Origin of the sequence: Micromonospora sp. NPDC047620 (assembly GCF_043205005.1) — a bacterium.
GTDB lineage: Bacteria > Actinomycetota > Actinomycetes > Mycobacteriales > Micromonosporaceae > Micromonospora.
In genome coordinates, this window is sequence record NZ_JBIDDG010000004.1 from 298411 (window position 1) to 323789 (window position 25379).

The 25379-nt window shown below is 70.9% G+C and carries 15 protein-coding genes and 1 pseudogene; 10 read left to right on the forward strand and 6 right to left on the reverse strand.

The window, feature by feature from the left end:
* Positions 1-64: 64 nt before the first annotated feature.
* Both ACGF5C_RS07035 and ACGF5C_RS07040 read right to left on the reverse strand, forming a co-directional pair.
* The gene (locus tag ACGF5C_RS07035) at positions 65-1339 is read right to left on the reverse strand and encodes an ATP-binding protein (protein ID WP_393297574.1); all 1275 of its coding nucleotides are present in this window, start codon (positions 1337-1339) and stop codon (positions 65-67) included.
* Complete coding sequence (locus tag ACGF5C_RS07040) at positions 1336-2028, reverse strand: response regulator transcription factor (protein WP_350676845.1); 693 nt, start codon at positions 2026-2028, stop codon at positions 1336-1338. The genes ACGF5C_RS07035 and ACGF5C_RS07040 overlap by 4 nt, the downstream gene beginning before the upstream one ends.
* Before the next feature lie 102 nt (positions 2029-2130).
* On the opposite strand from ACGF5C_RS07040, the gene ACGF5C_RS07045 reads away from it, so the two are divergent.
* From ACGF5C_RS07045 to ACGF5C_RS07055, 3 genes are all read left to right on the forward strand, one after another.
* A complete protein-coding gene (locus tag ACGF5C_RS07045; protein ID WP_393297577.1) occupies positions 2131-2580 on the forward strand; it encodes a septum formation initiator in 450 nt (149 codons plus the stop codon).
* A 281-nt stretch (positions 2581-2861) separates the two neighbouring features.
* The gene (locus ACGF5C_RS07050; RefSeq protein ID WP_393297580.1) at positions 2862-3266 is read left to right on the forward strand and encodes a cupin domain-containing protein; all 405 of its coding nucleotides are present in this window, start codon (positions 2862-2864) and stop codon (positions 3264-3266) included.
* Between the two features lie 149 nt (positions 3267-3415).
* Positions 3416-5212 (forward strand): glycoside hydrolase family 15 protein, encoded by a 1797-nt coding sequence (locus tag ACGF5C_RS07055; protein WP_393297583.1) that lies wholly within the window; start codon positions 3416-3418, stop codon positions 5210-5212.
* A gap of 58 nt (positions 5213-5270) precedes the next feature.
* On the opposite strand, the gene ACGF5C_RS07060 is transcribed toward ACGF5C_RS07055, so the two are convergent.
* Together ACGF5C_RS07060 and ACGF5C_RS07065 are read right to left on the reverse strand one after the other, a co-directional pair.
* The gene (locus tag ACGF5C_RS07060) at positions 5271-6464 is read right to left on the reverse strand and encodes a threonine synthase (RefSeq protein ID WP_393297586.1); all 1194 of its coding nucleotides are present in this window, start codon (positions 6462-6464) and stop codon (positions 5271-5273) included.
* Between the two features lie 75 nt (positions 6465-6539).
* Positions 6540-7589, reverse strand: coding sequence for a DNA polymerase ligase N-terminal domain-containing protein (locus ACGF5C_RS07065; protein WP_393297589.1), 1050 nt, complete (start codon positions 7587-7589; stop codon positions 6540-6542).
* Positions 7590-7685: 96 nt separating this feature from the next.
* On the opposite strand from ACGF5C_RS07065, the gene ACGF5C_RS07070 reads away from it, so the two are divergent.
* From ACGF5C_RS07070 to ACGF5C_RS07100, 7 genes are all read left to right on the forward strand, one after another.
* Positions 7686-8474, forward strand: a complete 789-nt coding sequence (locus tag ACGF5C_RS07070) for an aldo/keto reductase (RefSeq protein WP_393297592.1) — start codon at positions 7686-7688, stop codon at positions 8472-8474.
* Between the two features lie 186 nt (positions 8475-8660).
* Positions 8661-8825 carry a hypothetical protein gene (locus ACGF5C_RS07075; RefSeq protein WP_393297595.1) on the forward strand — a complete coding sequence of 55 codons (165 nt, stop codon included), beginning with the start codon at positions 8661-8663 and terminating at the stop codon, positions 8823-8825.
* Positions 8825-9787: an N-acetylmuramoyl-L-alanine amidase gene (locus ACGF5C_RS07080; RefSeq protein ID WP_393297598.1), complete on the forward strand. Its 963-nt coding sequence runs from the start codon at positions 8825-8827 to the stop codon at positions 9785-9787. Before ACGF5C_RS07075 ends, ACGF5C_RS07080 begins: the two co-directional genes overlap by 1 nt.
* 888 nt (positions 9788-10675) lie before the next feature.
* Positions 10676-13801, forward strand: a complete 3126-nt coding sequence (locus ACGF5C_RS07085) for a hypothetical protein (protein WP_393297601.1) — start codon at positions 10676-10678, stop codon at positions 13799-13801.
* 44 nt (positions 13802-13845) lie between these two features.
* Complete coding sequence (locus ACGF5C_RS07090; RefSeq protein ID WP_393297604.1) at positions 13846-17394, forward strand: LamG-like jellyroll fold domain-containing protein; 3549 nt, start codon at positions 13846-13848, stop codon at positions 17392-17394.
* Positions 17395-17502: 108 nt separating this feature from the next.
* The gene (locus ACGF5C_RS07095) at positions 17503-24309 is read left to right on the forward strand and encodes a polymorphic toxin-type HINT domain-containing protein (RefSeq protein ID WP_393297607.1); all 6807 of its coding nucleotides are present in this window, start codon (positions 17503-17505) and stop codon (positions 24307-24309) included.
* Entirely contained in the window at positions 24294-24617 is a 324-nt protein-coding gene (locus ACGF5C_RS07100) for an Imm53 family immunity protein (RefSeq protein WP_393297610.1), read from the forward strand. Before ACGF5C_RS07095 ends, ACGF5C_RS07100 begins: the two co-directional genes overlap by 16 nt.
* Positions 24618-24782: 165 nt before the next feature.
* On the opposite strand, the gene ACGF5C_RS07105 is transcribed toward ACGF5C_RS07100, so the two are convergent.
* Positions 24783-25025: a cellulose binding domain-containing protein gene (locus ACGF5C_RS07105; protein WP_393297613.1), complete on the reverse strand. Its 243-nt coding sequence runs from the start codon at positions 25023-25025 to the stop codon at positions 24783-24785.
* 88 nt (positions 25026-25113) lie between these two features.
* Positions 25114-25341, reverse strand: a pseudogene (locus ACGF5C_RS07110) (hypothetical protein); the annotation flags it as partial.
* Positions 25342-25379: the final 38 nt, after the last annotated feature.

A 25379-nucleotide genomic window follows, 5' to 3' on the forward strand; every position in this document is an offset into this window, starting at 1 on the left:
TCGGCCGCCGCGTCCAGTCGCCGGGCCCCCGACCGCCCCGACCCGCCCCGCGCGAGCTGCCCGGTCAGGGCGTCGGCGGGCCGAGCTCGAGGCGTACCTCGGCGCCGCCGGAGGGCGCGGTGTGCAGGGTGAGGCGGCCGCCGGCAGCCTCGGCGGCGCGCCGGGCGATGTCCAGGCCGAGTCCCGTGGAACCGGCGGTGCTGGCGCCCCGGTCGACGGTGTCGGGCGCGATGCCCGGCCCCTCGTCCGCCACGGTCAGCACGGCCCGGCCCGCCAGGGCCGTCAGCCGGACGGCGAACGCCGTGCCGTCCGGGGTGTGCGCGAAGACGTTGCCGAGCAGGGCGTCCACGGCCGCCGCCAACTCGTCGGCGGGCACGCCCACCGGCAGCGGTCCCGGCGCCAGGTCCAGCGTGACCGCGCGCCCCGTGTCCTCTGCCAGCACCGACCAGAACGCGACCCGTTCGGCCACCACCGTGGCCGCGTCCGCGCTGGCCGCCCCGGCTGTCGGCGCCCGCCAGCGGGCCTGCCGGATCAGGCCGGTGACCGCCCGCTCCAGCCCGTCCACCGCCGCGGTCACCCGGGCCGCGTCCTCCGGGTCGCTAAGCGACTCGGCCTCCAGCCGCAGTGCGGTCAGCGGCGTGCGCAGGCGGTGTGACAGGTCGGCGACCTCCTCCCGCTCCTGCGCCAGCAGCACCTGGATCCGACCGGCGAGGTGGTTGAGGGCGCCGGCCACCTCACGCAGCTCCGGCGGCCCGGCGGGCGTGACGCGCGCGTCCAGTTCGGCGTTCGCCAGCCGGTGCGACACCGTGGACAGCTCACCGATCGGCCGGACCAGGGTGCGGGCCAGCCGGTCGGCGACGGCCAGCCCGATCAGCACCAGCAACACGCCGAGCAGGGCCAGGACCAGCCAGGAGCGGGTCACCCCGGCGGTCAGCTCCTCGGGCGGGACCACCGTGCGGATCACCCCGGTGCCGTCGGGGCGGCCCTGCACCGCGATCACCACCTCGCGCCCCCGCCCCGACTCCGCGGTGAGGCTCTGCCCCCGCGCCGCCAGCGCCACCGCGGGCGTCCGCGGGGCCGGGGTGCCGAGCACGGTGCCGTCGGGCAGGAAGACGCTGACCGGCCGGTCGGACTCCGCGGCCAGTTGCTCCACCGTCAACCGGATCGTCGCGGTGTCGGCGGTGCCGACGACGGTGACGAGGCTCTGCGCGTCGGCCGTGGCCCGCACCGTGGCCCGGTCCTCGGCGACGGTCCGCACCAGCAGCGCCAGCGGTACCAGGAAGGCGACCAGGGTGAGCACGCTGACCGCGGCGACCAGCAGGGCCAGCCGCGCCCTCATCCGGCGCTCCCGGGCGCTTCGAGCCGCACCCCGACGCCCCGTACCGTGTGCAGGTAGCGGGGCGCCTGGGCGCTCTCCCCGAGCTTGCGGCGCAGCCAGGACAGGTGCACGTCCACGGTCTTGTCGGCGCCGCCGTACGGGATCTGCCACACCTCGGCGAGCAGCTCCCGCTTGGTGACCACCTGGCCCGGCCGGCCGGCGAGGTGGTGCAGCAGGTCGAACTCGCGCGGCGTCAGCTCGACGGGCTCGCCGTCCAGGGTGACCTGCCGCGACCTCGGGTCCACCCGCAGCCCGCCGACCACCAGCGCCGGGTCCTCGGGGACGGACCCCGCCCCGCGCCGGAGCACCGCCCGGATCCGCGCGTCGAGCTGCGCCGCCGTGAACGGCTTCACCACGTAGTCGTCGGCCCCGGCGTCGAGCACCCGGACGATCTCGGTCTCGTCGTCGCGGGCGGTGGCCACGATCACCGGCACGACGCTGACGGCGCGCAGCATCCGCAGCAGCTCCCGGCCATCCAGGTCGGGCAGGCCCAGGTCCAGCACGACGAGGTCGGGCCGGTCGTCCAGCGCGTCGCGCAGGCCGGCCATCGCCGTCGAGGCGGCGGCCACCGCGTGCCCCCGTTCGCGCAGCGCCCGCAGCAGCGGCGTACGGATCGTCAGGTCGTCCTCGATGAGCAGCAGGCGGGCCACAGGGGGCAGGGTAGCCGCCCCGGACGCGCCGGCCCGGGTCCTTAACCATCCCTTAGCCTCGGCCAGGGCTCGGCCCAACCCGGGATCGGGGACACTCGGTGGATGCGCCGCCGTTCGTTCCTCGCTGTCGCCGGTTGGCTGGCCACCGCCGCCGTCGCCACCCTGATCGGGGTGGCCGCGATCCGGTGGGTGGGGGAGAGCATCGCCGGCACCCCGGGCGGCGTCGTGCTGAGCCAGGAGGAGGTCGAGCGCGCCCTGGCCTCGCCCGAGCCGACCGGCACCGGCGCGGGGCCGTCGTCGCCGGCACCGACCGGCTCCGCTCCGCACGGCGAGCGCCGGGCCTTCGTCACGGCGGGCGGCACGGCCGTGGCCGAGTGCGGGCCGGACGGGGTGCGGCTGGTCTCCTGGGCGCCGGCGCAGGGTTACCGCGTCTCCGACGTCGACCGGGGGCCGGACGACGACGTGGAGGTCGCGTTCGCCGGCCCGGCCGGCGAGTTCGAGCTGAAGGTGCGCTGCGTCGGCCGGGAGCCCGTGGCGGCCGACGACGACTGAGCGCACGGCCCTCGAGAAGCGCGCGACGACGGGCGTTCCGCCGCCCTGGCGCGGGACATGAGCGCGCGGCGCCGCTCGGATCCCTCGGGATCGGAACGTCGCCGCGCTCTGGCCGTCTCCCACCACCGCAGCCGTACGGCAGTACGTCAGCGGGGACCTGGCTCGACCGGCGCCGTGCGCCCGTCCCTGTCTCGATCCCCGTCCACGGGGGTGCCAAACCTGGGATCAGTGGGGAATTCCACCACTTGTACATCTCGGCGTGGCGTCGCGCCCGAGCGGGTATGTGCGTCGGCATGGAGCATTACACGATCGCGACCGTCGCCGAGAAGAGCCCGGATTTCCGGCGGGTGCTGTGGACCGGTGAGCACACCCAGTTGGTGATCATGACGATCCCGCCGGGTGGTGAGATCGGCGAGGAGGTCCACGAGGACATCGACCAGATTCTCACGTTCGTCAGCGGCACCGGCGAGGCCCGGGTGGCGGGGGAGAAGCGCGAGGTCGTCCAGGGCGACCTGGTGGTGGTGCCGGCCGGTACGAAGCACAACTTCGTCAACACCGGCCCGAACCCGCTGGTGCTCTACACCGTCTACGGTCCGCCGGAGCACGCCGACCAGGCGGTGCACCGGACGAAGGAGGAGGCCGACGCGGCGGAGGAGGCCGGCGAGGACGAGCCGCCGCCCGCCTGACCGTCCGCCGGGCGGTGCCGCCCGCCTGACCGTCTGCCGGGCGGTGCCGCCCGCCTGACCGTCCGCCGGGCGCCGCCGCCCGCCTGGTCGGCCCGATCGGTGCCCCGGCGGGGCTGTCTGAGGCGGGCCGGACGGGGTACCCGCAGCGGGTGGACCAGCCGGCGATCTCCGACTACGGATTCCTCTCCGACTGCCGCTCGGGCGCACTGGTCGGCCGGGACGGCTCGATCGACTGGTGGTGCCCGGACCGGTTCGACGCCCCGTCGGTCTTCGGCCGGCTGCTCGACCCGGCGGCCGGCCACTGGCGGCTGGCGCCCGTCGCGGCCGGGCTGCCCGGGCACCGGACGGAGCGGGCGTACCTCGCCGACACGCTGGTGCTGCGCACCGTGCACCACACCCCGGAGGGCAGCGTGGCGGTCACCGACGCGCTCGCCGCCGAACTCGGCGCCCGGGGCCACGAGCTGGGGATGAACTCGCCGGCGGTGCTGCTGCGGGTGGTCGAGGGGCTGACCGGGCGGGTGCGGATGTCGTTGGACTTCCGCCCCCGCCCGGAGTACGGCCTGCTCACCCCCTACCTGCACGAGCGGCCCGACGGCGGGGTGCTCGCCGCGGCCGGCCCGGTGGTGCTGAGCCTGCGCGCCGGCGGGGTCCCGCTGACCGTCGAGCGGGACCGCGTCCGGCAGGACTTCGAGGTCGCCGCCGGGCAGGTGGTCGGCTTCGACGTGGCGTACGGGCGGGCGTACGGGGCGGCGCCGGTCCGGCTGGACCCGGTGACCGCGCTCGCCGAGACGGTGCGGGCGTGGCAGGCGTACCGGGAGGCGCACCGCTACGACGGCCGCTACCCGGGCCAGGTCCGGCACAGCGCGACCGTGCTCACCGGCCTCACGTACGCCCGCAGCGGCGCGGTCGCCGCGGCCCTGACCACGTCGCTGCCGGAACGGATCGGCGGCGACCGCAACTACGACTACCGCTACTCGTGGCTGCGCGACTTCGCGATGACCATGCGTGCCCTCTGGGTGGCCGCGTGCCCGTCGGAGGCGTCCCGCCTCTTCGCCTGGGCGGCCCGGTCGATCGGCCGGATCGGCCCCGCTCCCGTGCCGGTGCTCTTCGGGCTGGAGGGGGAGCGGGACATCTCCGAGTACGAGTGCCACCACCTGCGCGGCTACGCCGACAGCCCGCCGGTCCGGGTCGGCAACGACGCCTGGCGGCAGCGCCAGCTCGACGTGCCGGGCGAGGTGATCTCGGCGGTCTGGCGGCTGCGGGACCACCTGGGCGAGACGTTCGACGAGGAACTGCGCGAGATGGTGCTCGGCCTGACCGAGCAGGTGGCGGCCACCTGGCACCTGCCCGACCGGGGGATCTGGGAGACCCGGGACGCCGACCGGCACTACCTGTCGTCGAAGGTGCTGTGCTGGGTGGCGATCGACCGGGCGGTGCGGCTCGCCCCCCGGCTCGGCGACCGGGCCGACCCGCGGCGCTGGGCGAGCACCCGCGACGAGATCCGGGCCGCCGTGCTGCGCGAGGGCTGGGACGAGCGGGTCGGCGCGTACACGGGGGCGTTCGGCTCGCCCGAGCTGGACGCCTCCGCGCTGCTGCTGCCGTTGGTGCACTTCCTGCCGGCGACCGACCCACGGATGCGCGCCACCATCGAGGCGGTCGAGCGCGAGCTGGGCGCCGGCGACGGTCTCCTCCGGCGCTGGGGCACCGACCCGGCCGGCTTCCCGCTCTGCTCGTTCTGGCTGGTGGAGTGCCTGGTGATGGCCGGCGAGCGGGGGCGCGCCGAGGCGCTCTTCGAGCGGGTGCTCGGGCACGCCAACGACGTCGGCCTGTTCAGCGAGCAGATCGACCCGCGTACGGGCGCGCAGCTCGGCAACACCCCGCAGGCGCTGTCGCACATCGGCCTGGTCAGCGCCGCCTGGCGCCTCACCGACCCCACCACCGACTGACGCCGCGTGTAAGGAAGGGCCCCTTCCTATCGGAATTTGTATAGGAAGGGGCCCTTCCTTACACCGGCAGCACCGGCACGTCGGCGACGTCCACGGTCTCCGGGTACTTCAGCCCGGACCCGGTGTTGAGCACCACCACCCGCTCGCCGGCCCGGATCCAGCCGCCGGCGCGCAGGTGCCGGGCGGCGGTCAGGCCGGCGGCCCCCTCCGGGCAGAGCAACAGCCCCTCCCGCGCCGCGAAGTCCCGCAGGTCGGCGAGGATCTCGGCGTCGTCGACCGCGATCGCGGTGCCGGCGCTGGCCCGCAGCGCGTCGAGGATCAGCTCGTCGCCGAGCGGGGCGGGCACGGTGATGCCGAACGCCACGGTGTGCGCGTCGGCCCAGGGCCGCGCCCGCTCCTCCCCGCCGGCGAAGGCCCGGACGATCGGGGCGCAGCCGGTCGACTGCACCGCGACCAGGCGGGGCAGCCTGTCCTCGATCCAGCCCAGCTCGCGCAGCTCGTGCAGCGCCTTGTGGATACCGATCAGCCCGACCCCGCCCCCGGTGGGATAGACGATCACGTCCGGCACCTGCCAGCCGAGCTGTTCGACGATCTCGTACCCCATCGTCTTCTTGCCCTCGAGCCGGTACGGCTCGCGCAGCGTGCCGGCGTCGAAGACCGCGCCGCCGGAGCCCGCGACCAGCCCCGCGACGTGCCGGCCGGCGTCGCCGATCAGCCCGTCGACCAGGCGCAGGTCGGCCCCGGCGGCCACGCACTCCCGCCGGCAGACGGCCGGCGCGGACAGCGGCATGACGATCGTCGCGCCCAGCCCGGCCCGCGCGGCGTACGTCGCCCAGGCCGCGCCCGCGTTGCCGTTGGTCGGCATGGCGATCCGCCGCACGCCCAGCTCCCGGGCCCGGCTGACGCCCACCGCCGCGCCGCGCGCCTTGAACGAGCCGGTCGGCGTCAGCCCCTCGTCCTTGACCAGCAGGTCCGGGATGCCGATCTCCGCGCCGTAGGCCGGGGTACGCAGCAGCGGCGTCCAGCCCTCGCCCAGCGTCGTCGTGTGCCGCGGGTCGGCCACCGGCAGCAGCTCCCGGTAGCGCCAGAGGTCGGCCGGGCGCAGCGGGAACCGCTCGGGGGTGAGCACCTTCGCCACCGCGGCCAGGTCGTAGCGGGCCAGCAGCGGCGAGCCGCAGTCGCAGAGGTTGACCAGCTTGCCGGCGTCGTGCTCCCGCCCGCAGCGCGGGCACTCCAGGTGGGTCAGGTACACGCTGCTCCTCGCCGTCTCGACTCGTGTCGCGGATCGTGGTCCCGCTCGTGTCCCGGCTTCCGGCCGCCCCGTTTCTCAGCCCGCGTCGATGCTCTGCCAGCGCCGGCTGCGGCGGCCGGGCTCGTAGGTCGAGTCCAGCCGCTTCGCCACCACCCCGGGCAGCCCCTGCTCCCGCCCGGTCCGCAGCGCCTCGGGGCCCGCACCGGGAAACCAGGGCGGAGTTTGCCAGTGCGGGCCGGTGAGCGCCAGACCGTCGAGCAGCTCCCGGCGCTGCGCGTACGGCAGGTCGGTGCTGGTCACGCCCTCCAGCCAGAGCAGGTCGAAGATCAGGTACTGCGCGTCCGGGGTCCGGCGCCCGCCGCGGGCGGGGCGTACCCTCCCGGCGGTGTCGATGCGGACCAGGACGCCGTCCAACACCGCCTCCGCCGGGGCCAGCTCCTCGGCCATCTCGCGCAGCCAGGGGTACGTCCCGGAGATGTCCTCGTCGTCCTCCGAGAGCAGCCGCAGGCGTCCCCCGGAGACGTACGCGACCGCGCGCACGCCGTCCCAGCGCAGCTCGTAGCCCCACTCCGCCTGGTCCCTCGGCAGCTTCGCCGCCGGCGTGGGACGCATCGGGCGGACCAGCTCCGGCATGCTCGTCCAGCCCTCCGGCGGCGGGTCGGTGCGCCGGACCATCCAGTCCCGGCCACCCTTGCCGCCGGTGGCGAAGAGCACGTACCGCCCGGCGGTGCGCTCCCCGTCGAGCACGACGACGACCTCGTCGTCGCGCCACTTCTCGCAGCGGTACGTGCCCCGGTCGTGGATGGTCATCCGGCCGCCGCCGTACTCGCCCGCCGGGATCTCGCCGTGGAAGTCCAGGTATTCCATCGGGTGGTCCTCGGTGTGCACGGCGAGGTGGTTGCGGCCGGTGTCGCGGGGCAGCCCGCGCGGCACCGCCCAGGAGGCCAGTACGCCCTCGTGCTCCAGCCGCAGGTCCCAGTGCAGGCTGCGGGCGTGGTGCTGCTGGATGACGAACCGGGCCGTCCCCTCGGCCGGCTTCTTCCGCCGTGGGGGCCGCTTCGGCACCGGCTCCGGGGTGCGCGCCGCGTCCCGTTTGCGCCGGTACTCCTCCAGCCGGTCAGACACTCCCGCATTCTCCGGCAAACCGCGTCGGCCCGCTGGGTGCCCGGTTGTCCGGATCGGCGGAGCATGTCGGGGGTCAGCACGGGTAGACCCGTCGGCATGGACCACCAGGAGCAGCCGACGGTTCCGCTCCCGGGCGAGGTGCGGATGCCTCTGCTCGGCTTCGGCACGTGGCAGGCCACTGGCCAGGCCGGGTACGAAGCCGTGCTCGCCGCGCTGGACGCCGGCTACCGGCACGTCGACACCGCCACCATGTACGGCAACGAGGATGAGGTCGGCCGGGCGGTACAGGAGAGCGGGCTGCGCCGCGAGGACGTCTTCGTCACCACGAAGCTGCCGCCGGACCGGGTCGGCCGGGAGCGGGAGACCCTCGAGGCGAGCCTGACCGCGCTCGGCACCGACTGCGTCGACCTGTGGCTGGTGCACTGGCCGCCGGCGAACCCGGGCGACAGCATCCCGGTGTGGCGGGAGATGCTCGCCGCCCGGGACGAGGGGCTCGCGCGGGCGGTGGGGGTGAGCAACTACAGCACCGCCGAGATCGACGAGCTGATCCAGGCGACGGAGGAGAACCCGGCGGTCAACCAGATCCGGTGGAGCCCGTCGCTGTACGACCGGCAGCGGCACCGGGAGCACCGGGACCGGGGCGTGGTGCTGGAGGGTTACAGCCCGTTCAAGACCAGTGACCTCGCCGACCCGGTGCTGACCCGGATCGCCGCCGCGCACGACGTATCCCCGGCCCAGGTGGTGCTCCGCTGGCACGTCGACCACGAGATCGTGGTCATCCCCAAGTCGGCGACCCCGGACCGGATCCGCGCCAACGCCGACATCTTCCACTTCGCGCTCACCGCCGAGGAGATGCGCGACATCGACGCCCTCGGCAACCCCTGACAGCCCCCTCGGTGGTCCTTGGCGCAGGGGTCGGCGGGGCCCGGACAGCGTTCGGCGTTGCCAAATTCCTTCAGCCCGGATAGGGGCGATGAAGGGTATCGACATAGATGCTCGTGACGATATAGCGTGCGCGTCACCAGTTCATCGGTCAGTCGGAACCCCTCCGCCCTCGCTGAAGGAGCCCCCATGAACGCGCCACGACCCGCCCGCCTGCGCCGCCGCAGGCTCCTGGGCATGTCGGCCCTGGCGGCCACCGCGGTGGTCGTCGCCGCCAAGTCCGCCGCGGCCAGCGCCGCGCCGATCGCCGCGCCGAAGGCCGAGTGCCTCGCCGACCTGTTCGAGGAGTCCTGATGGCCACCATTCCCTGGCTGGTGGACGTCCTGCGGGGGGCGGGCGTCCAGGTCGTCGTCGAGGGCGACTGGCTCAACCGGATGCGCCCGGGTGACTTCAACCCGATCGGCGTGCTCTGGCACCACACCGCCGCGACCTCCAGCGCCACCAACCCGCACCCGGCGCTCAACGTCTGCATCAACGGCCGCTCCGACCTGCCCGGCCCGCTCTGCCAGGCCCTGGTCGACTACCACGGCGTCTTCCACGTCATCTCCGCCGGCCGCTGCAACCACGCGGGCGTCAGCGGCGGCAGCGGGCCGATCCCGGCCGGGGACGGCAACACCCTGATGATCGGCTGGGAGATCGACTACAACGGGGTCAGCCAGCAGATGACGGCGGCGCAGTACAACGCGTCGATCGCCGCCACCGCGGCCGTGCTCAAGCGGCTGGGCCGGGACGCCAGCTACGCGCGCGGGCACCGGGAGACGAGCACCACCGGCAAGATCGACCCGTCGTTCATCGACCTCAACAAGATGCGCTCCGACGTCGCCGCGAAGATGGCGGGCGGCACGGCCTGGACCTCCACGGTGGACAACTCCACCGCCGGCCGGTTCACCGCCAGCGCCAACTGGGGCACCTCGACGTACTCGACGCAGCGCTTCGGCGCCGACTACCGTTTCGCGGACCCGGTCGCCGCCAGCGACGCCGCCTGGTACAAGTTCAACGTCCCGGCGACCGCGAACTACCGGGTCGAGGCCTGGTGGCCGGCCAACGCGGGCTACAACGGCGCCACGCCGTACATCGTCGCCACCACCACCGGCAACCGGACGATCATCGTCGACCAGCGGGAGACCGGCGGGCAGTGGCGCACGCTCGGCACCTTCACCCTGCCGGCCGGCGACGCCAACCGGGTCGCGGTCAGCCGGTGGAGCTCCGCCAGCGGTCTGGTCATCGCCGACGCCGTCCGACTCACCCGGGTCTGACCGTTCGACGGTACGCCGCGTAGGGCGGCTCCGGTGACCCGGAGCCGCCCTACGCTCGACAGCCGTCCAGTCGGTTCCTCGTTTCTCCACGACGCGGGAAGAATGTGCGCCAGGCTGCGGCGCCGGTGCCGTTCGGGGAGCGGAGTTCATTCGGCGGTTGCGGATCCCGAGCGCTATTCCGGCGTCAGCCGATCGTGCTCCGGGAAGTGTCTCGAGCGGCTGTCAAAGAACCCTGGCCAAGCGCTTTCCCACCCGTTTCCAGGGCCGTTCCGTCGGCCGCCCTCGGCCCGCCTGAGCAGCGGCTGAGTACGCCAGGCGCCCCGGACTGAACACACCACCTCGGGTCGTCCGAACGTCACTCCCATTCATCCGTCGGTTGGGCCATCTCGCCGTGAGGACGATCGTCCGTTGGCCGCACGGGGTTGCGGGGGTGTCCGATCGGGGTGGCCGCCTCCGGGGGGCCGCAAGTCACTCGCAGTGAAATCGAACAGCACCGTTCACTGTGGCCCTTCCGCCCGCTGGGTGCGCCCCGACGCGTCGCATCCCGGTCGATGAATCGCCAGTCATGAACGCTTAACCTGCGGTTTTCATGCACTTCTTCGGCTGGGAGGCGGCGGGTGCTGTCGGCTCCGTCGGTGCGCGTCGGGTCCGGGAAGCCCCGCACCTGATCGATCGACGTCGGGCTGAACGATCTCTTAGCGTAACGGCACTCCTGGAAGATGTCCGGTTCGCTGGTGTTCGTCCTGACAGTTTGTGATCAGTCTTGTGCTCTCCGCCGTGTAGTCCATAGAGTCCCGGCTCGCACAAGTGGAGAGACACGGGGGAGGGTTCGTGGACCGTCGGATGACGGCCACTGTCCGTTCATGCCTTGCGGCCGGCGTCGCGATCATGACGGCGGTCGCTTTGTTTGGCATTTCCGGGGAGCCGGCGGAACTTTTCGCCGCCGGCCCGGACGGCGTGACAGGTGGCGTTCAGAACAGGTCGGACGAGGCGGTGTCCCTGCGCACCGCACGCGAGACCGGTAAGCCGGTGCAGGTCAAGAGCCTCACCTCCGAGACCACCGAGGTCTTCGCACTGCCCGATGGACAGTTCCGGGCAGAGATCGCCGCTGGTGTCCAGCGGTTCAAGCGGGACGGCGGGTGGGTGCCCGTCGACCTCACCCTCAAGGCGGCCCCCGACGGCTCGGTCGCGCCGGTCGCACACCCCAACGACCTGCGGATCTCCGGACCGGCCGGTGCGGGCGAGCACGAGTTGGCGGCCGTCGGGACCGGCGACGACCGGGTCGCGATGGGCTGGTCGGGGGCGCTGCCCACGCCGGTGCTGACCGGCAACCGGGCCACCTACGTGGACGCGCGGCCGGGCGTGGATCTGGTCGTCGAGGCCACCCGACTCGGCTTCGAGCAGTTCCTCGTCGTCAAGACCCGGTCTGCCGTCGCCCAGGTCAAGCAGGTCCGCTTCCCGTTCACTGGTCCCGGCGTCGCGTCGTCGGCCCGGGGCGAGGACGGCGCGGTGACCCTGACCGGCCGCTCCGGGAAGCAGACGGCCCGCATCCCGGCCCCGCTCATGTGGGACGCGAAGGAGACCATCACCGGTGCTCCGGCCGAGCAGAGGCCGGTGCGCACCGACCTCGCGCGGCGGGGTGGCGGCGTGGAGCTCACGCTCACTCCGGACGCCGGCTGGCTGGCCAGCAAGGCCACCACGTTCCCGGTGACGATCGACCCGACGGTCAACCCGCTGACCACCACGTTCGACACGTACGTGCGAGAGACGGTGACCACCGACCAGAACCAGGAACCGGACCTGCAGATCGGCCTGCTGGCGACCACGCCGGCCACGCTGACCCGCTCGTTCCTCACCTGGGACACCACGGTCCTCGCCGGTAAGCAGATCACCGCCGCCACGGTGTCGTTCTGGAACTTCTGGTCGCACACCTGCACGCCGACGTCCTGGGAGATCTGGACCACCGGCGCGTCGACCTACACCACCACGTTCACCAACCAGCCCGCCTGGGAGGGCACCGGCCCGGACGCGCGGTCCACCGCTACCGTCGGCGGGTCGACCTGCGCCGACGGCTGGGCCAACATCGACGGCAAGGTCTTCTTCCAGCGCGCCGCCACGGCCGGCAAGACCCGGGCCGGCATGGGCGTCCGGGCCACCGACGAGACGGCCACCGCCGGATTCAAGCAGTTCCGGTCCCGGGAGGGCGCCGCGGCGAGCGAGGACCCGAAGGCGTCGGTCACGTACAACTCCTGGCCGACCGTCACCTCCCGGGCCACCGTCCCGGCCACCAACTGCGCGACCGGCGCGGCTCGCCCGCAGGTCAACACGCTCACGCCGCAGCTCAAGGCGACCGTCTCCGACGGCGACGGCACCGCCATGACGGTCACCTTCGAGTGGTGGGCGATGAACGCCGAGGTTCCGATCGGCTCGGCCACCTTCAGCAATGTCGCCTCCGGCGCCACCGCCGCGGCCACCGTTCCGGCCGGCGCCTTCGTCGACGGCGGGATCTACCGCTGGCGAGTCAAGTCGGCGGACGGAGTCAGCGGCAGCGACGCCTGGTCGTCGTTCTGCGAGATGCAGGTCTACACCACCGTCGCACCGGTGACCGGCTGCACCGGCAACACGGAGAGCGACTTCAACGGCGACGGCGTCACCGACGTCGCGATCGCCGACCCTGAGGCGACCGTGAACGGCCAGATCCGCGCCGGGCAGGTCCACGTCTCCTACGGCGGCGGGACCACCGTGCACACCCTGCAGGAGGGGACGGCCACGGTCCCGGGCGCCCCTGAGGCCGGTGATCGGTTCGGCACCGCGGTCTCCGCGTACGACGCCAACAACGACGGATGCACCGACCTCGCGGTCGGCATCCCGGCCCAGGACATCAGTGGGCAGACCGATGCCGGCGCGGTGTATGTCCTGCTCGGCTCGCCCGCCGGCCTGGCGCAGGGCCCGGCCTCGCTGGTCTACCACCAGGACGTTACCAACGTGCCGGACGCGGCCGAGGCCTATGACTGGTTCGGCTACTCGGTGGCTGGCAGCCGAACCGCGGGCGGTGAGCCGTACCTGGTGATCGGTGTGCCCGCCGAGGGACTCACCGGCGGCTGGTCCGCCGGCGTCGTGCACTATCTCCGGGGCAATCTCAACCTGGTCCTGAGCCAGGGTGCAGGCATCCCCGGATCGGCGGAGCTCGACGACCGCACCGGTTACGCGGTGGCGGCGTCCAAGTACCACTGGGCCGTCAGCTCTCCGGGCGAGGCGGTCGGCACCGAGGCCTTCGCCGGCGCCGTGAACGTCTTCAGCCACACGCTGACCAACGGCCTTCCCACCTCCGTCGCCTCGTTCGACCAGGGCTGGGGAACCGTCTCGAACGAGGCCGAGGCCAACGACAACTTCGGCAAGTCGATCAGCATCGCCCCGTACCGGCCGACGGGGGCGCCGGCCGGGCAGGCGGACTCGCTGGTGGCCGTCGGCGTCCCGGGTGAGGACCTCACCATCTCGGGCACGCCGGAGACGGACGCCGGCATGGTGCACCGCTTCCATGTCACGTCCGCCAACGCCTACACCGAGCTTCCGCCGATCACGTACGCGTCCGAGGACGGCGACTACCTCGGCGAGAAGGTCGTGGTGGCGAACACGGCCCCGGCCGCGGAGGGCACCAACTCGACGATGTTCATCGCGATCGGCGTGCCGGGCGAGGACGCCGGCGAGACGACCGTCGACATGGGGCGGGTGCGGGTCTTCCCCGCGCTGGCCAACCCGATCGGCACGCCGGTGACGATCGAGCGCAACGGGACGAGCCTGCCGGGCAGCACCCGGCCGAAGGAGATCCTCGGCACCTCGCTCGTCGCCACCTCGCAGCGGCTGCTGGTCGCCACCCCGTACGGCACCGACGCCGTCTACGGCTTCACCTGGTCGAGTCTGGCTGCGGGCAACACCACGCCGAGCGCGACCTGGCAGCCCGGGGTGAACGGCATTCCGGCCGGCAACGGCCACTTCGGGGCGGCGATCGGCTGATGGCTCAGATCAATCCACACAGTTCAACGGGGGAGGACCGCAGGGTGGCCCGTCGTACGAGAAAGCGGGGTCGGCTCTTCACGCTCGGCCTCACGGTCGGCCTCGCCGGCCTGCTGTCCAGTGCCGCGTTCGTGGACCCGCCGCAGTCGGCGCCGGCCCCCGCACCGGTCGCCGCGGTCGAGGAGAACCCGGTGCGCGACACCGAGGCCGAGGCGCTGCTCGCGGCCAAGGCGCTCAACCAGTCGGTCGAGGTGCTCGCGGAGCGCAGCGAGTACCGCGACGTGTTCGCACAGCCCGACGGCACGCTGCTCGCCAACGAGCACACCCAGGCGGTCCGGGTGCTCCAGAACGACGCATGGGTCTCGGCCGACGCGACGCTCGTGGCCCAGCCCGACGGGACGTACGCGCCCACGGCGGCGCTGCTCAACATGCGGCTGTCCAACGGCGGCACCACCCCGCTGATGGTCGCCGAGCGGGACTCCCGGGTCATGACGCTGACCTGGCCGAACCCGCTGCCGACGCCCACCGTCAACGGGGACCAGCTCCTCTACCCGGAAGTCTTCCAGGGCGTCGACCTGGTCGCGATCGTGACCGTCGAGGGCTTCTCACACGTCCTGGTGCTCAAGACCCCCGAGGCGGCCAACCTGCCGGAGCTGCAGAACCTGCGGCTCGGCGTCACCGGTGAGGGGCTCACCATCCAGGAGACCGAGGACGGCGGCATCGTCGCCCTCGACCCGGCCACTGGCAACCCCGTGATGGAGGCCGACGCGCCGACCATGTGGGACAGCGGCAGCGGGGAGGGTGGCGAGGCCGCCACCAGCGGCCTGCGCTCGTTCGCCATGGCCGACACCACCGGCCAGGAGGACCCGAACGAGGCGTCCGCCCGGGGCCCCGGCGAGACCTCGCAGGTCACCCAGGTCGGTCTGTCCTACTCCCAGGGCACCCTGAGCCTCACCCCGGACGCCGCCATGCTCGCCGACCCGGACACCACCTACCCGGTGTACGTGGACCCGGTGTGGCAGGGCAGCACCAACAGCGCCTGGGCGATGGTGGACAGCGGCTACCCGTCGGAGGAGTACTGGAAGTTCGACGGCAAGCGGCACGAGCGCATCGGCCGCTGCCCGAGTTCCTGCAACAGCTCGCTGGTGAAGCGTCTCTTCTACCGGCTTTCCACGCCGTACGCGGGCAAGACGATCCTGGAGGCCAAGCTCCGGGTGACGATGCAGCACGTCTACAACGCCACTGAGCGGGCAGCGGCGCTCTATCTGATGCCGGCGGGTATCGCCACCACCACCAACTGGAGCAACCAGCCCGGTGGCTCCAGTTGGTCGACCGCGACGCACCTGGACACCAACTCGCCCACCAGCGTGCAGTCGACCTGCACCTCGACCAACCAGAACACCGAGTGGGACGCCAAGGTGGCCGTGCAGACGGCGGTGGCGAAGGGGTGGAGCAACGTCACCCTCGGCCTCAAGTCGGTCAACGAGAGCGACTCGACGCACACCAAGCGGTTCTGCGACAACGCCGTGCTCTCGGTTCGCTACAACCGGGCGCCGGTGATCCCCAACCAGTCCGAACTGACCATGTCGCCCGGTGGTGCCTGCGTCTACGCCACCAACGTGCCGTACACCCCTGAGGTGCCGCGCCTCGACGCCATCCTGCGGGACCCCGACCACTCGTCGTCGCACACCGAGCAGGTCCAGGCCGAGTTCCGGGTGACCTACACGGCGCCCGGCAGCTCGACGCCCACGGTCCTGCAGATTAAGTCGGGGTTCAAGGCCAGCGGGTCGAAGTTCAGCTACTACGTACCCAAGACCATCCCGCAGAACGTCACGCTGTCGTGGGACGTCCGGGGCGGTGACGGCGTGAGCTGGGGGCCCTGGAGCTCCGACGGAACGCGAAACACCTGCCAGTTCATCTTCGACCAGACCAGTCCGAGCGCCCCGGACGTCGACTCCGCCCAGTACCTGCCGCTGGACGCCACCGACACCACCGCCGACTGCCTGGACGACGACGAGTGGCGCGGTTCGATCGGCGTGGTCGGCAGCTTCACCTTCGACTCGGCGGCCACCGACGTCGTCGAGTACCTGTACAACTTCAACGGCGGGACCGAAATCTCGGTGAAGCCCGCCACCGCGGGTGGCCCGGTGACGATCAACTGGACGCCGGACAAGGAAGGCCCCCGCCAGCTCTTCGTCAAGGCCGTCGACGCGGCCAAGCGGGCAAGCGCTCCGGCCACCTGCACGTTCCGCGTCGGCAAGCGGCCTCCGGTGGCGCAGTGGCCGATGGCCGACGCGGCGGGAACGAGCCGGGCGGACAACACCAGGGGCCCGAACGACGCCACGGTCGGCAGCGGGGTCACGTTCGCCACGGTCAACAACTTCGGTCAGTGGGACCGCGCGGCCATCTTCGACGGCACGTCCAACGCCTACATGGTCACCGACACGTCGGTGCTGGCGGACACCTCGCAGAGCTTCGCCATCACCGGCTGGTTCCGGGTGGACGATGTCAACCGCCGCCAGGTCGCGGTGAGCCAGGACGGCACCGGTGAGCCGGGCTTCAGCCTCGGCGTCGACCAGGGCAAATGGTTCTTCCGGATGCCGGCCAACGATGTCATCAACTTCGGCGAGTGGAAGGTGACGGCGGGCACGGTCACCACCGAATGGACCTTCGTCACGGCGATCTTCGACGGCCCGAACAAGAAGATCTCCCTCCAGGTCGGCACCGGCCCGGTCGCCGAGAAGGACCGGCGTTCGCTGACCCGGGCCCGGGGCTCGCTCCAACTCGGCTGCCAGACCTACAAGGGCGGCGGGTACTCGGAGTTCTGGAAGGGCGGCATGGCGGACGTGTCCGTCTTCGACCGGCCGATCGTGACTGAGGACTCGACGGGGCTGCAGAAGCACCTGCTCAACCGCAAGGCGTACTGGCAGCTCAACGACCAGACCTCCGGCCAGAGTCCGGAGGTGGGCGGCGGCTCGCCGCTGGTGCTGAGCCAGCAGAGCCTTCTGTTCCCGACGCCGACCCCGATCGGCCGGATGGTCGGCACGGGCCACCTCAGGCTGATGGGTCGCTCCGATCACTACGCCGAGTCGACCAGCGCCCTGGTCGACCCGACGGGCAGCTTCACCATCACCGCCCGGGTGAAGCTCACCAGTAGCTCCAACAACCACGCCATGACCGCCTTCTCGCTCAAGGGGCCGAACAACAGCGCCGTCATCGTCCGGGCCAACAGCCAGGGCAGGTGGGAGGTGGCCGCGACGACGGACGACACGGCCGGGGCGGTCTTCCAGTCGAAGGAGGCGGAGCGGACGCCACGCATGGTGGGCGCCGGTGACCACCTCGCGTTGGTCTACGACGGTTACACCCGCCAGCTCACCCTCTGGGTCGAGGGCGAGTCGACGGAGCTGGAACCCCTCAACGTGCCGTTCAAGCCCACCTCGATGTCGAGCCTCCAGCTCGGCCGGGCCTTCCTGGGCACCACGGCGGGCGAGCACCTGTCCGGAAACATCGACGAGGTTCGCGTCTACGACGGGGTTGCGGACAAGGTGAAGATCGACAAGCTTCGTCTGATCGGCGAGGCCCCCACCATCTGACGACACGGGCGTCGGGGGCCGTCCTTTCGGGACGGCCCCGACGCCTCCTGCTCTCGGCATCAATCGAACTTCTTACAGCTATGTCCGATCGACCCCTGGGGAGGGTGGATGTTCTCCCGACTCCTGGTCGCGTCCGGCGTGTTGCAGCGCCGGGTGGTGCGACCGGTGTCCTGGGCGATGGCCGGTGTGATGAGCGTGAGTCTCATCCAGGTGGCCAACGCCCCCGCCTCGGCCGCGGAGCGTAAACGTCCGACGGCCACCGACGTAGGCAAGACCGTGCCCAACCGTGCCCCGCTCGGCGTGAAGCCGCGCAAGGGCAACCCGGCGGTGGACGCCGCCACGACCACTCCCGCCAAGGTCACCTGGCCGGCGGCGGGCGCCACCGAGATCACCGTGCCCGCCGCGCCGGTGACCGCGCCGGCGCAGGCCGGGGCGCGTGACTCCGGCAGGACCGCCACGATCGCCACCGGGCCGGAGGCCACCGGCAAGGCCGGTGGCCTGGCGGTGTCGGTCGCGGCCGTGGCCGCTCCCGCTCCCGCTGGCAAGGACGGCGCCAAGGCGGTGGCGCCGACGACGACGCCGGCCCCCGCACCGGGCAAGGTCCGCGTCGAGGTGCTCGACCGCAAGGCCGCCGAGCGGGCGAAGGTCGACGGCCCGCTGGTCCGGGTCCACCGTGCCGACGGGCAGCAGGCCGCCGGTGAGATCCGGCTCGGCGTCAGCTACGAGGGCCTGGCCGGCGCGTACGGTGGTGACTTCGGCTCCCGGCTGACGCTGGTGGAACTGCCGGAGTGCGCGCTGGCCACGCCGGAGAAGGCGGCCTGCGCCGCCCGGCCGGTGCCGACGGTCAACGACAACACCAAGCACACCCTGTCGGCGACGGTGAGCGCGGCGGCCGGCGGTACGACGTTCGCGCTGACCGCCACCGAGTCCTCGTCCCAGGGTGACTACGGTGCGACCAAGCTGGCGCCGTCGTCGAAGTGGTCGGTTGCCCCGTCCACTGGCGGCTTCTCCTGGAGTTACCCGCTGCGCACGCCCCCGGTCCCGGGTGGCGGGGCGCCGGGCATCACCCTGGCCTACTCGTCGCAGTCGGTCGACGGCCGCACCGCGGCGACCAACAACCAGGGCTCGTGGGTCGGTGAGGGCTTCAACTACGAGCCCGGCCACATCGAGCGCCGCTACAAGACCTGCTCGGACGACGGCCACGACCAGTACGTCGACCAGTGCTGGGCGTACGACAACGCCACGATCCTGCTCAACGGCAAGTCCACCGAGCTGGTGAAGAGCGGCAGCACCTGGAAGTTCGCCACCGACGACGGCTCCAAGGTGCAGCGGTTCACCGGCGCGGTCAACGGTGACAACGACGGCGAGTACTGGGTGGTCACCACCACCGACGGCACCGAGTACTACTTCGGCAAGAACCGGCTGGAGGGCTGGGTCAGCGGCAAGGAGGAGACCAACTCCGTCTGGACCGTGCCGGTCTTCGGCGACGACGCGCTGGAGCCGTGCAACAAGGCCACGTTCCTCGAGTCGTACTGCGACCAGGCGTGGCGGTGGAGCCTCGACTACGTCAAGGACCGCTACGGCAACGTCAGCTCCTACTACTACGCCAAGGAGACCAACCACTACGCCCGGGCCAAGAACACCGACGTGAACGGTGTGCCCTACCACCGGGGTGGTTACCTCAAGCGGATCGACTACGGGCAGCGGCACAACGCCGTCTACACCACCAACGCCCCGGCCCGGGTGCGCTTCGACATCAAGGAGCGGTGCCTGCCGACCGGCACCATCGACTGCGACGCGGCGGACCTGAACGCCACCACCGCGCCGTACTGGCCGGACGTGCCGTTCGACCGCAACTGCAACGCGAACATCAAGTGCAAGCTCGACCAGATCAGCCCGACGTTCTGGACCCGGGCCCGGCTGACCGGCATCACCACCGAGATCCGCGAGGGCACCGGTTGGACGCCGGTCGACAACTGGAAGCTGGACCACCTGCTCACCGACAACGGTGACGGTTCCCGCACCCTCTGGCTCCACAAGATCACCCACACCGGCATGTACGGGTCGGCCGCCGACATCGCCATGCCGTCGGTGGAGCTCGGCGGTCGCCAGCTGCCGAACCGGGTGGACCGGGACAACGACAACATCGGTCCGCTGGTCCGGTTCCGTCTGGCCATCGTGTGGACGGACACCGGCGGGCAGATCGACGTCAACTACGCCACCCCGGACTGCACCGCCACCACGCTGCCGACCGAGGGCAACAGCACCAAGCGCTGCTACCCGGTGAAGTGGAACCCGCTCGGCACCGGGGACCCGATCACCGACTGGTTCTTCAAGTACGTGGTCGGTGAGGTCAGAGAGACCGACCGGACCGGTGGCGCGCCGGACATGGTCACCAAGTACGACTACCTCGGCGGCGCCGCCTGGCGTAAGGCCGACCCGGACGGGATCTCGGACCCGAAGGACCTCACCTGGAGCGAGTGGCGCGGCTACGGCAAGGTGGTCGTCACCGTCGGCGACGGCGAGGTGCAGACCACCAAGACCGAGTACCGCTACCTGCGCGGCATGCATGGCGACAAGATCCCGGACAGCACGAACACCCGGGACGTCCGGGTGACCGACTCGGCCGGCGTCGAGCACATCGACTACGACGAGTTCTCCGGCCACCAGTTGGAGAGCACCGTCTACGACGGTGCGGCCGTGGTCAGCCGCAGCATCGCCACGCCGTGGCGGCACAACACCGCCACCGAGTCGCACACCTGGGGCGACAAGAAGGCCTGGTTCACCAACACCTCGACCACCCGCAGCTTCGTCGCGCTGGCGGCGGGCGGCTTCCGGGAGACCAAGAACGTCTCCACCTTCGAGACGACGTTCGGCCGGGTAACCCAGACCGAGAACCTCGGCGACGTGAACGTCACCGGCGACGAGGCGTGCAGCCGCACCACCTACGCCGACAACGCGAGCGCCTACCTGCACAGTCTGGTGGCGCGCACCGAGTCGGTGTCGGTGGCATGCTCCGTCACGCCGGATCGCAGGACCCAGGTCGTCTCCGACACCCGGACGCTCTACGACGGCCACGCGTTCGGCGTAGCTCCGACGCTGGGCAACCCGACGAAGTCGGAGCGGCTGAAGAGCCACGACGGCACCACCGCCACCTACATCACGGCCGCGGAGGGGACCTTCGACTCGTACGGCCGGCCGAAGACCGCGACCGACGCGATGGGCAAGGTCACCCGGACCGACTACACCGAGACGAACGGCCTGACCACCAAGGTGGTCGAGACCAACCCCCTCGACCACGTCACCACGACGGAGTACGCCCCGGCCTGGGGCAGCCCGGTCAAGCAGACCGACCCGAACAACCTGGTCAGTCAGCTGGAGTACGACCCGCTGGGCCGGCTGACCAAGGTGTGGATGCCGGATCGTACGGGTGCGACCGGGCTCGACCCGAGCATCAAGTACACGTACCTGATCCGCACTGACAAGCCGGTCGCGGTCAAGACCGAGAAGCGGCAGAACGACGGCAGCTACAGCGTCGAGTACAAGCTGCACGACGGCCTGCTGCGTCCGCGTCAGGTGCAGACCGAGGGGCCGAACGGCACCCGGATGGTCGCGGACACCATGTACACCCCGACCGGCAAGCTCGCCCGGACGTACGCGACCTACAACGCCGCGGGCGCGCCGGCCGACACCATCTTCCCCGCCACCATCGGCGAGGTCGAGGGTCAGACGTTCTACGTCTACGACGGTGCGGACCGGGTCAAGGCGGAGATCACCTCCGTCGCTGGCAACGAGAAGTGGCGGACCACCACCACCTACGGCGGTGACCGCATCTCGGTCGACCCGCCGCAGGGTGGCACCCCCACCACGACGATCACCAACGCCCTGGGGCAGACCACCCAGCTCCTCCAGTACAAGGGCGCCGACCCGTCGGGTGCGTACGACAAGACGGAGTACACCTACACCCCGTCCGGTCAGCTCGCCACCGTGAAGGACCCGGCCGGCAACGTCTGGAAGCACGAGTACGACCAGCTCGGCCGCAAGGTCAAGTCGGTCGATCCGGACGCTGGCACGTCGACGATCACGTATGACAACCTGGACCGGGTCACCAGCACCACCAACGGTGTGGGCCAGACGATCAGCACCACCTACGACGCGATCGGCCGGACGACCGCCACCTACAAGGGTTCGGCCGAGACCGGTGTGCTGCTCAGCAGCTGGGCGTACGACCTGGAGATGCTGGGCCAGCTCTCGTCGGCCAGCCGCTGGATCGGCGAGGAGGAGTACGCCACCTACTACACCGCCTACGACGAGTTCTACCGGCCGCACGCCACCTATTACCAGGTGCCTCAGCACGCCGGTGCGGAGCTGGCCAACCTCTACACCTTCTCTACGGAGTACAACAGCGACGGCACCGTCGCCTCCGTCGGCATGTCCGAGGGAGGTGGGCTGCCCTTCGAGGCGATCGCCTACACCTACGACGGGCTGGAGCGACTCACCGCCACCAGCGGTGACGATCCCTACCTGACGGACATCGACTACTCGACCACCGGTGAGGTCATCCTGACCGAGGCGGCACTCGGCGCCAACCAGGTCGTGTCGATCTACCAGTACGAGCACGGCACGAAGCGGCTGGCCAACCAGCAGTTGTCTCGCAGCAACGCGCCGAGCATCGACATCGACGCCAGCTACACGTACGACGCGTCCGGCAACATCCTGCGGATCTCCGACACGCCGTCGTCGGGCACCCGGGACGTGCAGTGCTTCACCTACGACTACCTGCGCCGGATGGAGCGGGCCTGGACGTCGGCGAGCACCGCGACCGACCCGTGCGCCGGCGGGCCGTCGGTGACGGGCGTCGGCGGGGTGGCGCCCTACCACCACGCCTACACGTTCGACCTGACCGGCAACCGCAAGACCGAGACGCAGTACGGCACCAACGGCGCCACGCTGATCAACCGGGCGTACACGTACCCGACGGCGGGCGCGGCACAGCCGCACACGCTCCGCCAGATGACCGAGACCACCCCGCAGGGTGACCGTCTCTACTCCTACGAGTACGACGCCGCCGGCAACACCACCCGACGCACGAAGGTCGGGGAGGACCAGACCCTGGTCTGGGACGCCGAGGGCAACCTCGAGTCGGCCACCGACGCCGCAGGCAAGAAGACCAGCTTCTTCTACGACGTCGACGGCTCGCGGATGCTTCGCAAGGAGCCGGACAGCACGACCCTGTACCTGCCGGGGATGGAGATCCGGCTCAACCACACCACCCGTGCGACGGACGCCACCCGCTACTACACCTTGCCGGGCGGCGGCACGATCGTCCGCAAGCTCAACGGCCTCTACTACGTCGCCTCCGACCACCACGGCACCGGCCAGGCGACGGTCGACGAGGGCGGCGCGATCACGCACCGGCGGAGCACCCCGTTCGGCGAGTCCCGCGGCAGTCAGCCCGCACCGGGGCAGTGGCCGACAGAGAAGGGCTTCGTCAACGGCAACATCGACTCGACCACGGGCCTGGTGAACATCGGGGCCCGTGAGTACGACATGATCGCCGGCCGATTCATCTCCGTCGACCCGATCATCGACAACGGCGACCCGCAGCAGATGAACGGGTACGCGTACGCCAACAACAACCCGATCTCGTTCTCCGACCCCGACGGCCTCAAGGCGTGTTCCGACGACGCCTGCGGCCCCGGTGCCGACTACGAGGACATGTACGGCAACTACCACAAGGTCAAGGGGCACAACGACGGCTGTGGTGGCTGCTCGGGTGCGTACGATCCGGACGAGCCGCACCTCAATGCGTGGAACAACCCCCGCGCTAGCGAGGCAGACCGCCGGGCGGCGGCGGCTGCCGCTGCTGAGAAGGAACGGCAGGCGCGGATCGCCCGTGCCAAGCAGAAGATTCTCGACTCGGCGAAGGCCCTGACAAAGATCCTCGCGGACGAGTTGGGCATCACCGACGCGCTGAGCTGCCTGACTAAAGGCGACATGGATGGCTGTCTAGCGACTGCGGGAAACATCGCTGGCGCCATGCTCGGCGGCGTTCTAGGCAAGTTGGCGGCGAGGTATGGCGCACCGTGGAAGTGGAAAAAACTGGCGGATCTTACTAGCAGAGTCAAGGGGCTGCTCGGCGATCTGGTTGGCGGAGTCAAGGACTTCTTCAAGGCGTCCAAGGCGTGTCATAGCTTTGCGCCCGGCACTTTGGTCCTGCTGGCTGACGGTTCCCTGAGGCCGATCGAGAAGGTTCGACTCGGAGACAAGGTGGTGGCGTTCGAACCTGAGACAGAAGAGGTTGCGGCGCGCGAAGTGGTGGCGACGTACATCAACTTCGACCGTCACTTGACTGATTTGACCCTGGTTGGCGGGCACGGTGAGACCAAGACCATCCACACTACCTTCAACCATCCCTTCTGGAGCGCCGACAGGCGTGCTTGGGTCGAGGCGGGGGAGTTGCGATCGGGGGAGCGGCTGCTGGCAGTCGGCAATTCCCCGGTTCGGGTCAAATCGGTGAAGACATTTAGCGGCGGTCGCCTCATGCACGATCTAACCGTCGACACGACCCATACCTACTTCGTAAGCGTGGACGGCAGTACCGTGCTCGTTCACAACACTCGTGGTGGGGGCTTGCGGCCCGATCCCAATGCCGTCGGAGAGCACACCACCTTCGCTCGGGACGGCACGACGGGACAAGTCAAGAAGTGGGCCACTTGGCGTCCGCAGACCAACCCTCGTAATCCGGCTCCATTCGAGATGGTCGAGCGCTTTGACCTCCAGGGACCGGCCCATACGAACAAGGATGGGACTAAGGTTCCTACGCCACACATCAACCTGCCCAACGGGGGCGACGCCCGGCCTGCCCAGCCGTGGGAGATCCCCGGAAGTGGAGCCTCATGTCCGTTGACCTGACCTACCTGGAATCGTGGTTCGTACGCCAGTGCGACGGGGACTGGGAGCATGAATATGGGATTCGCATCGAAACCACGGACAACCCGGGGTGGACCATCGAGGTGGATCTGCTCGGTTCGGACCTTGAAGGGCGGTTGCTGAGCCGGCGCAAGTTGGAGCCAGCCGTGGACCGGTGGGTGTGGGTGTGGTCTGACGGGCAGCGCTTCAATGCCGCCTGCGATGCCTCGTCGCTGAATGTGGCGCTGCAGCAGTTCCGTGTTTTTGCTGAAGGGCGCGCACCGGCTACTTTCGGAGGCGACTCCGGGTAGAGGGCGGTGAAGTTGCCACGCCTACGTGATCGGCGCTGAAGTAAGGACGGCAAGAGGGCGTGACCAGAAGGTCACGCCCTCTTCGCCGCCGGACTCACGGGATTTATGGCCGGGAGCGGGTCACCCCGTTAAGCGAGAAACTGGTCGGCGACGAGTACGCCCCGCTCAGCGTCCCTGATACCCGAAGTTCGCGGTGCCCCCAGGCGCGATGGACCCGTTGAAGCTCACGTTCCGTGCGCTTACCGCGGACCCGCTCTGCGTCACCGTGGCGTTCCACGCGTTTGTGACCTGCTGCCCCGACGGCAGGTTGTAGGTCAAGTTCCAGCGTTGATGGTGCTCGAGACCCGGTTGGTGACCTGCACGTCGGCGGTGAAGCCGTTGCTCCACGAGTTTTGGCGTGTACTTCACCGCGCACCGGCACTGCCCGGCGGCGGGGCGGTCGGCGGCGTGGTCGTGTCGGCGGGGTGGTCGGGTTGTCGCCGCCGTTGACCGCAGCCGAGAACGAGGTCACCGCGAGGCCGGTGCCGCCCTGCCACAGCTCGAAGCCGGCCTGGACGCTGGTCAGGTACCAGGAGTTGGTGATCGTGCTCCGGTCGCGGGTGTCGTTGATGAAGGCCAGCAGGTTGACGTTCGCGCTGCTAGCGCGTGTTTCGTAAGGGCTTGCCGGGCGGTGAGGTAGGCCCGGCGTGGCGGTGATCGATAAGAGAGGAGGTCTCCGGTAGATCGGTTAGCGACCAAGCAAACCGAAGACCGACCGGAGAC

Bases quoted from the DNA above. Each gene is read 5' to 3' on its own strand.
- ACGF5C_RS07035 (WP_393297574.1), bottom strand. From the start codon at position 1,339: ATGAGGGCGCGGCTGGCCCTGCTGGTCGCCGCGGTCAGCGTGCTCACC.
- ACGF5C_RS07045 (WP_393297577.1), top strand. From the start codon at position 2,131: ATGCGCCGCCGTTCGTTCCTCGCTGTCGCCGGTTGGCTGGCCACCGCC.
- ACGF5C_RS07050 (WP_393297580.1), top strand. From the start codon at position 2,862: ATGTGCGTCGGCATGGAGCATTACACGATCGCGACCGTCGCCGAGAAG.
- ACGF5C_RS07070 (WP_393297592.1), top strand. From the start codon at position 7,686: ATGGACCACCAGGAGCAGCCGACGGTTCCGCTCCCGGGCGAGGTGCGG.
- ACGF5C_RS07075 (WP_393297595.1), top strand. From the start codon at position 8,661: ATGAACGCGCCACGACCCGCCCGCCTGCGCCGCCGCAGGCTCCTGGGC.
- ACGF5C_RS07080 (WP_393297598.1), top strand. From the start codon at position 8,825: ATGGCCACCATTCCCTGGCTGGTGGACGTCCTGCGGGGGGCGGGCGTC.
- ACGF5C_RS07085 (WP_393297601.1), top strand. From the start codon at position 10,676: ATGACGGCGGTCGCTTTGTTTGGCATTTCCGGGGAGCCGGCGGAACTT.
- ACGF5C_RS07095 (WP_393297607.1), top strand. From the start codon at position 17,503: ATGTTCTCCCGACTCCTGGTCGCGTCCGGCGTGTTGCAGCGCCGGGTG.
- ACGF5C_RS07100 (WP_393297610.1), top strand. From the start codon at position 24,294: ATGTCCGTTGACCTGACCTACCTGGAATCGTGGTTCGTACGCCAGTGC.